Origin of the sequence: Cylindrospermopsis raciborskii Cr2010, from assembly GCF_003367075.2 — a bacterium.
GTDB classification, from domain to species: domain Bacteria; phylum Cyanobacteriota; class Cyanobacteriia; order Cyanobacteriales; family Nostocaceae; genus Raphidiopsis; species Raphidiopsis raciborskii.
In genome coordinates, this window is record NZ_CP065936.1 from 2,567,651 (window position 1) to 2,580,513 (window position 12,863).

At 41.4% G+C, this 12,863-nt stretch carries 14 protein-coding genes; 6 read left to right on the plus strand and 8 right to left on the minus strand.

Features of this window, described 5'->3' with window-relative positions; genetic code table 11:
• Positions 1 to 81: 81 nt before the first annotated feature.
• Positions 82 to 783, minus strand: coding sequence for a DUF3157 family protein (locus C6N34_RS11745; protein WP_115539175.1), 702 nt, complete (start codon positions 781 to 783; stop codon positions 82 to 84).
• A gap of 664 nt (positions 784 to 1,447) precedes the next feature.
• Here C6N34_RS11745 and C6N34_RS11750 point away from each other — a divergent pair.
• Entirely contained in the window at positions 1,448 to 3,148 is a 1,701-nt protein-coding gene (locus tag C6N34_RS11750) for a reverse transcriptase domain-containing protein (RefSeq protein ID WP_115539167.1), read from the plus strand.
• Between the two features lie 132 nt (positions 3,149 to 3,280).
• On the opposite strand, the gene queC is transcribed toward C6N34_RS11750, so the two are convergent.
• Complete coding sequence (gene queC, locus C6N34_RS11755; protein ID WP_115539168.1) at positions 3,281 to 3,949, minus strand: 7-cyano-7-deazaguanine synthase QueC; 669 nt, start codon at positions 3,947 to 3,949, stop codon at positions 3,281 to 3,283.
• Between the two features lie 211 nt (positions 3,950 to 4,160).
• Here queC and C6N34_RS11760 point away from each other — a divergent pair, with 211 nt between their 5' ends.
• The 4 genes from C6N34_RS11760 to C6N34_RS11775 all read left to right on the plus strand — a co-directional run bounded on the left by C6N34_RS11760 (position 4,161) and on the right by C6N34_RS11775 (position 7,706).
• The gene (locus C6N34_RS11760) at positions 4,161 to 5,225 is read left to right on the plus strand and encodes a Gfo/Idh/MocA family protein (RefSeq protein ID WP_180981248.1); all 1,065 of its coding nucleotides are present in this window, start codon (positions 4,161 to 4,163) and stop codon (positions 5,223 to 5,225) included.
• A gap of 90 nt (positions 5,226 to 5,315) precedes the next feature.
• Positions 5,316 to 5,936 carry a DedA family protein gene (locus C6N34_RS11765; RefSeq protein WP_115539169.1) on the plus strand — a complete coding sequence of 207 codons (621 nt, stop codon included), beginning with the start codon at positions 5,316 to 5,318 and terminating at the stop codon, positions 5,934 to 5,936.
• Positions 5,937 to 6,099: 163 nt separating this feature from the next.
• Positions 6,100 to 7,251, plus strand: coding sequence for a ParM/StbA family protein (locus C6N34_RS11770; protein WP_057177551.1), 1,152 nt, complete (start codon positions 6,100 to 6,102; stop codon positions 7,249 to 7,251).
• Between the two features lie 5 nt (positions 7,252 to 7,256).
• Positions 7,257 to 7,706: a hypothetical protein gene (locus tag C6N34_RS11775; protein ID WP_057177552.1), complete on the plus strand. Its 450-nt coding sequence runs from the start codon at positions 7,257 to 7,259 to the stop codon at positions 7,704 to 7,706.
• Between the two features lie 53 nt (positions 7,707 to 7,759).
• On the opposite strand, the gene C6N34_RS11780 is transcribed toward C6N34_RS11775, so the two are convergent.
• From C6N34_RS11780 to C6N34_RS11800, 5 genes are all read right to left on the minus strand, one after another.
• Positions 7,760 to 8,347: a CPBP family intramembrane glutamic endopeptidase gene (locus tag C6N34_RS11780; RefSeq protein WP_115539170.1), complete on the minus strand. Its 588-nt coding sequence runs from the start codon at positions 8,345 to 8,347 to the stop codon at positions 7,760 to 7,762.
• Between the two features lie 64 nt (positions 8,348 to 8,411).
• The gene (locus tag C6N34_RS11785; protein ID WP_006275911.1) at positions 8,412 to 9,440 is read right to left on the minus strand and encodes a DUF3326 domain-containing protein; all 1,029 of its coding nucleotides are present in this window, start codon (positions 9,438 to 9,440) and stop codon (positions 8,412 to 8,414) included.
• Between the two features lie 17 nt (positions 9,441 to 9,457).
• Positions 9,458 to 9,628, minus strand: a complete 171-nt coding sequence (locus C6N34_RS11790) for a hypothetical protein (RefSeq protein ID WP_006275910.1) — start codon at positions 9,626 to 9,628, stop codon at positions 9,458 to 9,460.
• A 42-nt stretch (positions 9,629 to 9,670) separates the two neighbouring features.
• On the minus strand, positions 9,671 to 9,991 hold the full coding sequence (locus tag C6N34_RS11795; protein WP_006275909.1) for a 2Fe-2S iron-sulfur cluster-binding protein: 321 nt from the start codon (positions 9,989 to 9,991) through the stop codon (positions 9,671 to 9,673).
• A 72-nt stretch (positions 9,992 to 10,063) separates the two neighbouring features.
• Positions 10,064 to 11,041 carry a hypothetical protein gene (locus tag C6N34_RS11800; RefSeq protein ID WP_115539171.1) on the minus strand — a complete coding sequence of 326 codons (978 nt, stop codon included), beginning with the start codon at positions 11,039 to 11,041 and terminating at the stop codon, positions 10,064 to 10,066.
• A gap of 45 nt (positions 11,042 to 11,086) precedes the next feature.
• Here C6N34_RS11800 and C6N34_RS11805 point away from each other — a divergent pair, with 45 nt between their 5' ends.
• Entirely contained in the window at positions 11,087 to 11,983 is an 897-nt protein-coding gene (locus C6N34_RS11805) for a metallophosphoesterase (RefSeq protein ID WP_082604655.1), read from the plus strand.
• Here the strand turns inward: C6N34_RS11805 and C6N34_RS11810 are convergent.
• The gene (locus C6N34_RS11810; protein WP_115539172.1) at positions 11,980 to 12,843 is read right to left on the minus strand and encodes a ParA family protein; all 864 of its coding nucleotides are present in this window, start codon (positions 12,841 to 12,843) and stop codon (positions 11,980 to 11,982) included. The two genes, C6N34_RS11805 and C6N34_RS11810, sit on opposite strands and share 4 nt — an antisense overlap.
• Positions 12,844 to 12,863: the final 20 nt, after the last annotated feature.

The following is a 12,863-nucleotide window of genomic DNA, read 5'->3' on the forward strand; positions in this document are numbered from 1 at the left end:
TAGAATAATTTTTATGAGAATTTTAGACTGCTCCCAACTCCCTATTTTAGATGAAATCCGGTGTTGATTTTTTATTTTTCCTTATTTTTCTACAGGAATATCAGACAGCTGTAATTTAAGTTTTTGAGCAGGGTAGTCTGTTAGAGACAAGGTTAAACTACTCACATCGTTAAGTAAAGCAGTGGGGATGCTAATCTTACCCGTAAATATGGGCCCGTTACCTGGTAGCTCGGCGGGTAAACCATCTGTAGTAGCAGTCAAAACTCTGCCTTTATCGTCTGTAACATCTAGAAAACTATATAAAAATCTCACAGATTCATCAGACTGATTGTGCATTTTGACCTTGAGTATGAGTTGACCACCGGAATAACTAGCTGACCGTACGGACATGTTTACACCCTCACTTTCAGCCACCACGGGAAATCCTGGCTGTGGGGGTTCTTCTGGAAGTTCTTGTGCTTTTTGTTGAGATTTATCTTTTGTGGATACGGTTTCTTCCTCTTCTTCGACCTTCCTTGTTCGATTATTGTTAGTCTTGTTTTTTTCTATTCGTTTTTTCACCTGATTAATTATATCCTCTTCTTTTAAGAAAGATATAGGGACAGATTGCAAATCATTATTCTTACTACTAATTAACTTAGATGTGGGACGACCATCCGGTGATGTTACCCCCTTGAGAGCAGAGCTTCCCATAGAAAAACCCAAAAAAGCACTAACTGAACCTGTCATCAGCATCAGGGCTACCAAAATTAAAGTTAGAACCGCAGTGGAATTTGTTGTTATCATTGTCAGACCTTGTTTAATAGCGATTTCCAGCCTAAACTAAAAAATTTTTTTTGGGTTGGCGTAAAATTATAAAAACTATGCTATGTTAGTTTGAGTTGGTTTGAACTTCAAGCAACTAGCGCCTTTGGCCGATTGGGGAGGCAACGAACTCAGTGCGACAGTCTCAACTCCATCCATGAGGGTGAAAGTCCCTCCATCAAGTCAGATGGTGACTCCAGTGTACACCTCTTTATTCTGACCCAATAGAGGGGGGAAGCAAGTACACAAATCCAACGCTAAGAAAGTCCGATCAAAGCAGAGGAGAGGGAGTTCATATGGCTAACGAAAGTGAACCTGCGTCAGAACTACGGCTAAATAAAGCAGTGAAATGGACTGACACACTGCGAACAAAAGTTCAATGTGGCAAAGTAACCCCTATGTTGAGTGATAGGAACTCTGACCTTACAGACCACACCGTAGAAAGTAGGAGCCTAAGTGAACATAACAATGGTTGGCGAATAAAGACTGGGAACTAACTGTCTTGTAAACCTTTATAAGGAGGCTAAGTCAAAGCCTAAGATAGTTGGGAAGGAACTTACCTCAAGCCAAAGTCTACCTGTAATGGGTAGAATATGCCAAAAGGTAAGTGGCTACATTTCAGGTGAATCAAAGATGAAAGCCGATGACTAAAGCTCAAGAAGCAGTATGGACACGTTTGGATTGGAATAACATCCAGTACAAGGTGTCGCGGTTACAATCCAAGATTTATCAAGCATCTCTGACTGGTGATAAAAGTTCTGTTGTTAAATATCAGAAAATCCTAATAAATTCCTACAGCGCCAAACTATTGGCAATCAAAAAGGTCACACAGGATAACAAGGGTAAAAAAACAGCAGATGGCGACCAGATAATCGACCTAGCCAAAAACCTGGAACTAGACGGAAAGGCAATTCCATTAACGAGGATGGAAATCCCCAAATCCAATGGAGAATCCAGAAATCTAGGAATTTCAAAGATGGAAGATAGAGCCAAACAAGCCTTGGCAAAAATGGCTCTAGAACCGGAATGGGAAGCAAAATTTGAACCCAATAACTATGGGTTTAGACCAGGGAGAAGCTGTCACGATGCGATCAGCGCCATTGAGAGCCAAGTCCGTAGAAGAACTAGCTATGTCCTAAGTGTGGATATTAGTGGTTGCTTTGACAAGGTAAAACATGAGGCAATAGTAGAAAAGTGTAACACCTTCCCCATAATGGAACGCCAAATCAGGGCTTGGCTGAAAAGCGGAGTAATGATAGGCGAGGTATTCCATCCAATGGAAAAAGGTGTGCCAGTGGGAGGGGTCATTTCGCCTCTTTTGGCAAATATTGCACTACACGGACTAGAAACTCACATTTCCCAGAAATTTCCATATCTAAGTGCCAATCAGGCTCAAGGTAGGGTCGAGGAGATAGGGGAAGCTAGACTCATAAAATACGCCCATGACTTCCTGGTACTACACTGGGAAGAAGAAACCATCAAAGCAGTAAAGACTGAAGTAGAGACCTGGTTAGGAGAAATAGGGTTAAACCTAAATCAACAAAAGATCAGGATGTGTCACACCATGGAGGAATACAACGGGGAAAAACCAGGACTAGACTTTCTTGGATTTAACATCAGAACCTATAAAATAGGCAAGTACAAATCCAATGAAAAAGTCAATGGCGAATTTCCGGGAATGTTAACTAAAATCAAACCATCGGAGAAGTCCGTGGAAAGATTTGTGAATGACATCAAAGAAACTCTAAATCAGGGACACGACAAAAACCCCCCGATGATGATCAAGCGGTTGAGCTGGATAATCAGAAGCTGGGCAAACTACTTCAAGTCAGGTAGCCACTCCTGGGAAACCTTTGGGGAATTGGAAAACCACAGGCTAGATAAAGTGTATCTAAACTGGGGAAGAAAAAGATTTGCCAAAGACGGTCTCGGGTACATACGCAAGAAGATATTCCATAAAACACCAAGAAAGACTAGTACTTTCGGGTGGAAGGAAGGAAACACTCTCTTCACAGTACCCACATTATACGAGTTCCCATACGCCCAACACATTAAAGTAGAGGGAATAAAAAGCCCCTATGACAGAGATTGGGTCTATTGGACGAAAAGAATGGCTGACCACCCGGAAACACCTCAAAACATCAAGTTCGGAATAACACAACAAGAGGGTAAATGCTACTTATGTGGTCAAAACCTAACAGTTGAGGACTACCTTAAAATCCACTATATAGACGGAAATAAGAACAACAACAGAAAGGAAAACAAGGCAGTAGTACATAATCACTGTCATGAAAGTCACCAAGAGATGACGGTATCTCAAAAAGAGATATTGGGTGTAGCTTGAAGCCGTGTGCGGTGAAAGTCGCAAGCACGGTTTTGCAGCCGAGTTATCCGAGTAATTGGGTAATTTAGGTAACTAATTCGTCTTCAGGCTGGTTCGATTCCAGCAGGGCGCACTTAATTACAACAAAATTAACTACACACCTGGGTCCTTTAGACCCAATTCATGGAAAGCTGCCCAACGTAACTGACAGGAGTCACAGACACCACAGGGGTGTTCCCCACCACTATAACAAGACCAAGTTAATTCCCAGGGTACACCTAAGCGGTTACCCAACTGGATAATTTGGGTCTTAGTCAGATTGATCAGGGGTGCGATAATATCAATAGGTTTTCCTTCCCGACCCTGTTTAGTTCCAAGACGGAACACCTCCTGCATGGCGTGGATATAATCAGGACGACAGTCAGGATAGCCAGAATAATCTAAAGCGTTAACACCTATATATACCCGTTCAGCCCTAATTGCTTCAGCATAGGCGAGACCAAAGCTCAAAAAAATGGTATTCCGAGCGGGGACATAGGTTATGGGAATAGACTCCGACATTTGGTCTAGGGGACGATTATGAGGAACAGGGATGGAATTATCAGTTAAAGCTGATCCCCCCCAAGAACGTAAATCAAAAGTGACCAGTTGATGTTCAACCACTCCTAGGGATTGGGCGATAGACATAGCTGATTGTAACTCGCGCCGATGTCGCTGGTGATAATCAAAAGAAATAGCATAGCATTCATAACCATCTGCACGAGCCTGATATAAGACCGTAGAGGAATCCAAACCTCCGGACAAAAGAATTACAGCCTTCATAATTGATTTTTGGTAAACTTCAAGGTAAATTGGGAATTGAACATAAAAAACATAAATTTAAAAAATTTTAAAATTCTTCACAAACTGGGCTACTATGTTACCATTTGGATGGTTTTGCACGGATAATGTTTGACAGTTTAGTATAATTGCCAACAGCCGTAGCATTTTTTAATTTGGTGGTTGAGGAGAAAAAATAGTGCACAACAATAGTATATCAGTTGCGGAACCGAACCTATACTCACAACGCACCCAACCGCGTGCAATTCGCATGGGGGTGATTGGGGTGGGTAACATGGGTCAACATCATGCCCGGTTGCTCAGTTCTATGAAAGATGTGGAGCTAGTGGGGGTTTCTGATATTAACGTGGAGAGAGGAATAGAAACTGCCAGTAGATATAAAGTTAGATTTTTTGAAGAATACTGTGATTTATTACCCCATGTAGATGCTGTTTGTATTGTGGTTCCAACGAGACTCCATTATGCCGTAGGCATTAACTGCTTGCTTGCTGGAATACACGTACTAATTGAAAAACCTATTGCCGCGAGCATTCCTGAAGCAGAATCTCTAGTAAATGCTGCCGCCCAGTCCCAATGTATTTTACAGGTAGGACACATTGAGCGATTTAACCCAGCTTTTAGAGAACTAAGCCAGGTGTTGAAGACCGAAGAGGTTTTAGCACTAGAGTCCCATAGGATGAGCCCCTATTCAAGTCGGGCTAATGATGTATCAGTGGTACTAGACCTAATGATACATGACATAGACTTGCTGTTGGAGTTAGCTGGTTCATCAGTGGTCAAATTAACAGCTAATGGCACACGTTCCCTAGATTCAGGATATTTAGATTACGTCACTGCTACCCTAGGGTTTGCCAATGGCATTGTGGCCACTCTCACAGCTAGTAAGGTCACCCACCGAAAAATTCGCCACATCGTCGCTCATTGCAAAAATTCATTTACAGAAGCTGATTTTCTCAACAATGAAATTTTTATTCATCGACAAAATACCAATCCCCAGAACGACCGTCAGACTCTTTATAGACAAGATGGCATCATAGAAAAAGTCTATACTAGTAACATTCAACCCTTAAGTGCCGAGTTGGAACATTTTGTCAACTGTGTACGTGGAGGTAATCAGCCCTCCGTGGGTGGTGAACAAGCTCTAAAAGCTTTGAGACTGGCCAGCTTAATTGAGCAAATGGCCCTGGAAGAAAGAGTTTGGAATCCGTTAGAATGGCAGACTGAATCTGTGTCCCAATCCCTAACCTCTAGCGTTTAGGAATGGCCATGGACTAAACTGTGGGGAATAGGAGACATATTAACCTAATTCCCCATCAACCACCAAGAACACACTTACAAACAATTCAGTATGCTCGAATGGATTACTAACACAATTAACTCTCTAGGATATATAGGCGTTGCTATGCTGATGTTCCTAGAAAATCTGTTTCCTCCCATCCCCTCGGAACTGATTATGCCATTGGCCGGATTTACAGCCAGTCCCTATCAACCAGGAGGAGCAAAACTGAATATAATTGGTGTGTTTTTTTCAGGACTAGTGGGTTCAGCACTTGGTGCTCTAATCTGGTATTATCCAGGTAGGTTGTTACAAGAACAACAGTTGAAAAAACTGGCTAAAAAATATGGTAAGTGGTTGGCTATATCTAGCGATGATATTGACAAGGCTAAAACCTGGTTTAATAGACAGGGTAGCAAAGCAGTTCTTATAGGTCGTTTAGTACCAGGAATTCGCACCTTGATTTCCATCCCTGCTGGAATGGCCAACATGCCCATGTTACCCTTTTTGCTATATACTACCCTTGGTAGTGCACTGTGGGTTGGCTTTTTGACATATTCTGGATACCTCTTGGGAACCCAGTATAAACTTGTGGAAAAATACATAGACCCCATATCAAAAATTGTTTTGGTTGGTATATTGGTATTATTTTTCCTTTGGGTATTTAAGCGCAAAGGTCAACATACTCGATAATTATGTGAATATGCTATAGTCGTAGCCACCTGTAAGAGGGTGGAGGTGAGCCAGAACCTTTCTCTGGATCTCACTTTTATCCATCAACTCATGTCCTAAACTTTCTAGCTAAAGCTATAACCTCTTAAAATCAAGACAACTAAGTTAACAAACAGGAGCCTTCATGACAGAACCAACCCCCGCAGCTAATCCAATTAATTTGGCCGCTGTGCCTATGAATAGTGGTATCAGCAAACAAACTGTATCCAGCATCGGCCTTACTCACAAGCCAACCAGTAGTTCTGGGAAAAATATCCTCAGTGTTGATTTGGGTAGAACCTCTACTAAAACCTGTGTCAGTCGCGAACCTGGAACTGTAGCTTTTATTCCCGCCAATGTTAAGCACATGTCCACTGAAGAGATACGCAGTGGTGTATTTGAAGGTAAAACTGCCGATCCCATAATAGATTTGTGGTTGGAATATCAAGGAAGTGGTTATGCAGTCGGTCAATTGGCAGCAGACTTTGGTGCCAATCTAGGGGTTGGCAAATCCAAGGTGGAAGATGCTCTGGTAAAAGTGTTAGCTGCTGTTGGTTACTTCAAATTACAAGGCGAAATTTCCGTGGTTTTGGGTCTACCCTTCCTCTCCTTAGAACAATTTGAAAAAGAAAAAGCACAGTTAGTTAGCTTATTGACTGGTCCGCATACTGTTAAGTTTCGGGGTGAATCCTTACTTATTAGTATCACTAAGGTCTGGGTAATGCCAGAGGGTTATGGTAGTCTCCTGTGGACAGAATCTCAACCAAATAAGAGTCCATTAGTTCCAGATTTAACTACAATTTCCGTGGGAATTGTGGATATTGGTCATCAAACCATTGACCTAATCATGGTTGATAACTTCCGTTTTGCCCGAGGTCTTTCCCAAAGTGAAGATTTTGCCATGAGTGAGTTCTATCAGAGAGTTGCAGGTGAAATCGAGGGTGCTGATAGTCAGTCCTTAGCACTTATTTCTGCTGTGAACAAACCAAAAGGTGAACGTTTCTATCGTCCTAAAGGTGCTACTAAGCCAACTAACCTGGATGATTTCCTCCCCAACTTGACAGAGCAGTTTTCTAGAGAAATTTGCTCTCGTGTGTTAGCTTGGTTACCAGACCGGGTGACCGATGTAATTATCACCGGTGGTGGCGGCGAGTTCTTCTGGGCGGATATCCAAAGATTGCTCAAAGAGGCTAGAATTAATGCTTATTTAGCCGCTCCCTCTCGTGAAGCTAATGCTTTGGGACAATATCTTTATGGTGAAGCCCAATTATCTACTAGTCGGGTTGCTAACCAATAAAAACAATGTTCCAGTGGTCAAAAAAAACAGTTAAATCTGTAACTTTTAATCCTGGGATTAGCGATGAGAGTCTACTAGCACAGGTGGAAAGTTATTTGCAGGCAAACCCTAGCAAGACTTTTAGTGACCTCTGCAAGGAAACTCTTTGGCAGTACCTATGTGGGTTGGAATCTTCTCCACCCACCCGTGGTACAATCCCCGTGTCTCCAGATCAAAAAATCAGTGAGTTACAACGTCAAGTCGCAGAGCTTGAACGGCGTTTTTTGTCCAGGGAATCTCATATTCTGCAACTTAGTCAACAGGTAGCCCAACTGGCTAACATGGTCAATCAGGGCCAATCTGTGGTTTCATCAGTAAGCTTGGGCGTTTTTAACCCATCTGTTTCCCAACCTGTTCCAGTGGAAAAAACTGATCCTGTAATTGATAGGTTAAGCAGTTTAATAGATGATTTTTAGCTGAATTCGCCGTTAGTACTCCCTTTGTGCTTTTCGGCGATTCCCTTCTACTACTATGTTGCCATTTGCCATCTTTTCCACAAATAACTAGCCAACCAATTTGTGGAAGTGTGCGCCACAATGGGTAATAGTAAGTTACCACTCCATAGGGCACCATAGGATAAAACTATGCCGATAATTGTGGCCCACACCACGTAGGGCCACTGTTTGGCACCAGTGAGGTGCAGAACTCCAAAACAAAGACTGGAAATTATCACGGCTACATTATCTGCTCCTAAAGCGGGTAGCATTACACCACGAAATAACAATTCTTCGCTTAAACCGGGCAGCAGTCCTAACCATATTAAGTCAGGTAAAACTAAGGGTTTAAGTACCATACGAAGGTAATAATCAGCACTTTCACGATAATCGGAAGAAATTCGATAGGCTACACTACTGAAAATGGTGATGCTCAAACCCAATCCTAAACCCCAAACTAAGTGTGTAGGTTGCCAGTACAACCTAAACAGAATAACGTCTCCAAACCCTAACCACAGTTTGGCAACTGTCCATAGGATAATGGCTGTTATTCCCATTGCTATTAGAACTTGGGTGCGTGAAAGCTCTGGAATATCTGGTTCTTGTTTTTGTTGCTCTACCACGGGTATTAATGGATGTTAATTAGTTATCGCAAACGGCTGGGAAAAATAAAAAAATGGGCGATATTTATTCTCTTAATAATGCTTGAGGATCTACTCCCGCTTTATGAGCCGCCAATACACCTATTGCCTCTAAGTAAGAGGATACTTGTGTAGATTTGATTCCTAAAGATGCAGCCGGTACGGTGATCAGTGTCTCATTGCCTGTAACCGTGACTATTTGACACTGTATTTGACTTAAGCTCATGAGCAGACTACTACCACAAGCACCCGCAGGTGATATGACAGCGTCAATCTCCTCTACCCAAATATCCCCAGGTAAACTTTTGTTTTTTTCACTGGTAATAAATTGGGGTGCACGACTCAGACCCACTAAAACAGATGGCATATAAGTATAACCTATTTCTTCAGCAGCTGCAAGAGGTGATAAATCCAATTCGGGTGGGGATGTTGCTAAAGCTGGAGCATGGGCGCAAGGAATTTTAAAGGTTCGCACCAATAAATGGCTAATTACAGCTTCAGCACCTGCTATTGGGTCTACCCCCTTTCCCTGACGATATTTTTCTTCCCCTTCCATAGTATCAGGAAATCTCCCCACTACTGCTATGGCTTCTACTTTTTCTGTGGTTACCAATTTTGCCGCCGCCCGCAACAAACTATCTGGGTTAGATATAGTTCCCCAACTTATTCCAGAGGTTGATATACCTATTTCTACCCCTAGTGAAGTATCCGTAACTATACTGTCTACAATGTTTAAACCTAGGGTTGCTCTGGCCCCATCCACCGTTTGTAAGTGCCGCAGCATCAAATCCGGCTCTATGGCTTTGTCTAAAATTACCCCTATTCTATTACTACGCACTGGGCGCAGTCCCCACTCTCCAGAGGCAAACTTATCTAAACCGTATCCCTCTACATAGTAGGAATTAGATATATTCCAGTATAGACTTGCACCATTTAGTACGTTGGGATGGGTGATCAGGCGATCGCATACCTGTGACATGACCCTAGCTAAGGGTATGGCATCACCTGCATAACCACCAATAGTAGCGCCTATACCGGTTGGTATAATAAGAATTGCGGTGTATGGGCGTTGCATCAGACTAAGCCTATAGGTTAACGGGTGACCACCGCTTCCACAGTCGCCTTTTCTCTGGTAGTATCTACAGAGGTTACGGCCCAGCGGAGGGGTTGACCTTGTTTTTTGATTTCTGCTTCAATAGTTTGCTGTAATTCTGCGGGAGTTTCTTGCAGATCTATTTCAGCGGTAATAAAATGGGTAGTCATGTTGGTAAAGGTATTGTAATTATTAATATTAATTATCCGTTGTTAGTTGGCTGTACCAAATTGCTTTTGATAGACCACATCTTCCTTTTCGGTTTCAATTTTTAGGTTTGAAAGAGGTTTAGCGACACAAAGCAAAGCATAACCTTGTGCTTGAAGTTCCATTCCCACACCCATACCATCTGATTGATCAACAGTCCCTTCTGTAATTAAAGCCGCACAAGTGGTACATACTCCTGCGTGGCAGGAAGAAGGTAGGTCTAGTCTTGCTTGTTCAGCAGCAGATAGTATAGTTTCATCGCTAGGAACTTCTAAATTATACTTTTTCCCTTGATGGTTGATTTCTACGTGGAAGGTTTGGGTCATAAATTACCAATGCGTAAAAATATGGTCTTTAAAAAAAATGCGAGAAAACAAGAATCCGTAAACCATTATATCCTATGAAGTGGGAAATTGGAAGAAGAGCATTTTTGTCCCAATTACCGGACTTCTGGCAATTACTTGATTTCGAGCATTAACAAGTTTTACATGAATCAGGTCCATTTCTTGACAGCTCTTTAATATTTTTGCTGCCAACTTTTCCTGTTGTGAAGATTCTAATTTATACCAATCCTCATTTATTTTGATCACTATCTCACTTATACGGAAATTAGTTTTAATTGATTGAACAAGTTCCAGCTCTATTCTTTGTTTATCTTTGGTTATTATACTTATTGCGGTGATTTCTTTTAGCTGCTTTTCTATAAATACAGTTACTTCCGGTTGTGGTATTAATTCCACTGGTTCTATTTCAGATTGTGATCGGAGGATAAAATCAGTTGCTGGTTGACTTAATTCAGGTTTAGACTTGCCCTCAACAATAGAATCAGCTGTTGGTTCACCTAATTGAGGTTCAGATTTGTCCTCAACAGTAGAATCAGATGTTGATTCGTCTAATTGAAGTTCAGACTTATCCTCGACAATAGAATCAGCTATTGATTCACCTAATTGGGGTTGAGATTTGTCCTCAACAATAGAATCAGCTATTGATTCACCTAATTGGGGAACTGGTTGAGAATGGATTTGGGAAATCAAAGAAATTGCTGTAACACCAATTGCCAATAGTGCAGGAAAGACAAAAATCAGGGTTAAGAAACTATCGGATACATTATTAGCCACCTTAGAAGGTAAAAACAGACGAAAACCCCGTAAAAACCCATCCCATTTGCGAACAACCCATAGTAGGAGACCTCCTTTTTCTGAAGTCGTAGAAGAAGAAGTCTCCAACCTAGTTACCATTCTCTCGAGAATTCCTATTGTCCCACGCAGCACCTGAATAATTAAAATTTTCCAAAATAGCGGTTTCTTATGGTATCCTCCTAAGGGGGGTGTGTCTGGCAATTGTGGTTTAGACCTAGGCTTTTTATCTTGGGACATAATTAAATGTGTGAACACTAACTAACATATACCGATATTATGACTATGAAAAGACGAGAATTTTTTCTCCTATGCGGTTTAGGTACACTAGGACTAACTGTTGTAAGCAAAAACCTGATTAACAAAAACAGTCAAAATGCTACCTCCAAGACTGCTATAGCGGGGAATGTCCAACCCCAGGAACCATTACTGCGATTTGTTTCCGTAGCAGACACGGGGACAGGAGATAAAGGACAGTATGCAGTAGCAAAAGCGATGAATGAATATCATCGCAAAAAACCCTACAACCTGGTTATTTTGGCTGGAGACAACATTTATAACAATGGGGAAATTGAGAAAGTAGAAGCAGTTTTTGAACGTCCCTATCAACCCTTACTGGAAAAAGGCGTGAAATTTCATGCTTGCTTGGGCAATCACGACATTAGAACCGATAATGGTGTGCCTCAAGTGAATTATCCCAAATTTAACATGTTAGGGAGATACTATACCTTCACCCGAGAAAACGTTCAGTTTTTCGCTTTAGATACCAATGGCAATGCGGACTGGAAAAATCAACTAATTTGGTTAGATAAAGAACTAAACTCCAGCAAAGCTGTTTGGAAGATTGTATTTGGTCATCACCCAATTTATGCTTCTGGTGTTTATGGGAGCAATGCCAATTTCATCAAAACCTTCACCCCCATATTTCAAAAGTATGGAGTTCAACTTTACATTAACGGTCACGAACATCATTATGAGCGAACTAAACCCATTAATGGCACAACCTATCTGATTTGCGGTGCAGGTGCGGGAAGTCGTCCCGTTGGTCGCTCCCCATGGACAGAATACTCTACTAGGGATTTGAGTTTTGCTGCTTATGATGTTTATGCAGATAGGATGGAAATTAACGCTATTGATACAAGTAACCGTGTTTTTGATAGAGCTGTTATTCAAAGTAACTAGGCAATCACTGATTGAAAAACAGTGCTGTTATCCACTCTGTACATAAACTCTTTAGCTAGCGCTATCATTGTTTCATGGACATCACCATATTTTTGTTTATAGGTTAACTGCTGGTCAAAATCCAATCCTTCAGCTATTTTCGATCTTTCTGGAATTTTGATCGTAAAAGTGGGAGGTAATAGAGGATTAACAGTAATAAAATTCAAATTGTGTGTTTGAGAATTAGTACCATTATAGCGGGAGATGATGGTACCCATAGGAGTGATATGATGGTCATATTCTTTTTTAAATAGTCTGAGTTTTTCCAGGAGTAATTCCAGACCATGAATTGACATGCGACTGGGTACACAGGGGATTAAACAAAAATCGCTAGCGTAGAAGGCACTTTTGATCACATTGTTGATGCTAGGTGGACAATCAATGAGAACATAGTCATATTGTTCTTTTAAGGGTGTAAGAATGTTATGTAAAATAGCTACAGCATTAGCTGGTAAGTACTCTTGAACATCAAATAGTCTGGGACTACTAGGAATTAAATGCAGACAGTTAAAAGAGTTTTTATTTCTGACATTAGAAACCTGGTCTTGAACAATGAACCTTGTACTATGGGGTTTCTCCAGGAAGTAATCGACATTTTTCAGTAAAAAAGGTAGAGTTAAACCCTTTTGGTCATATTCCCACTCCCATACATCTTCCGACATCATAGCACTAGTGAGATTAGTTTGAGGATCCAAGTCGATCAGAAGCACCCGTTTGTCATATATGGTGTCACCTGCTAAATATTCTGCTAAGGTCATTACTAGAGTGGTTTTACCCACCCCACCTTTGAGGTTACAGATACTAATTACTTTGGCAGTCATAGTTTTTGGTAGATGGCTAG

What these genes read in the sequence shown, in the direction of transcription:
- C6N34_RS11750 (WP_115539167.1), top strand. Translation starts at nt 1,448, where the DNA reads ATGACTAAAGCTCAAGAAGCAGTATGGACACGTTTGGATTGGAATAAC.
- queC (WP_115539168.1), bottom strand. Translation starts at nt 3,949, where the DNA reads ATGAAGGCTGTAATTCTTTTGTCCGGAGGTTTGGATTCCTCTACGGTC.
- C6N34_RS11765 (WP_115539169.1), top strand. Translation starts at nt 5,316, where the DNA reads ATGCTCGAATGGATTACTAACACAATTAACTCTCTAGGATATATAGGC.
- C6N34_RS11770 (WP_057177551.1), top strand. Translation starts at nt 6,100, where the DNA reads ATGACAGAACCAACCCCCGCAGCTAATCCAATTAATTTGGCCGCTGTG.
- C6N34_RS11775 (WP_057177552.1), top strand. Translation starts at nt 7,257, where the DNA reads ATGTTCCAGTGGTCAAAAAAAACAGTTAAATCTGTAACTTTTAATCCT.
- C6N34_RS11785 (WP_006275911.1), bottom strand. Translation starts at nt 9,440, where the DNA reads ATGCAACGCCCATACACCGCAATTCTTATTATACCAACCGGTATAGGC.
- C6N34_RS11790 (WP_006275910.1), bottom strand. Translation starts at nt 9,628, where the DNA reads ATGACTACCCATTTTATTACCGCTGAAATAGATCTGCAAGAAACTCCC.
- C6N34_RS11795 (WP_006275909.1), bottom strand. Translation starts at nt 9,991, where the DNA reads ATGACCCAAACCTTCCACGTAGAAATCAACCATCAAGGGAAAAAGTAT.
- C6N34_RS11800 (WP_115539171.1), bottom strand. Translation starts at nt 11,041, where the DNA reads ATGTCCCAAGATAAAAAGCCTAGGTCTAAACCACAATTGCCAGACACA.
- C6N34_RS11805 (WP_082604655.1), top strand. Translation starts at nt 11,087, where the DNA reads ATGAAAAGACGAGAATTTTTTCTCCTATGCGGTTTAGGTACACTAGGA.
- C6N34_RS11810 (WP_115539172.1), bottom strand. Translation starts at nt 12,843, where the DNA reads ATGACTGCCAAAGTAATTAGTATCTGTAACCTCAAAGGTGGGGTGGGT.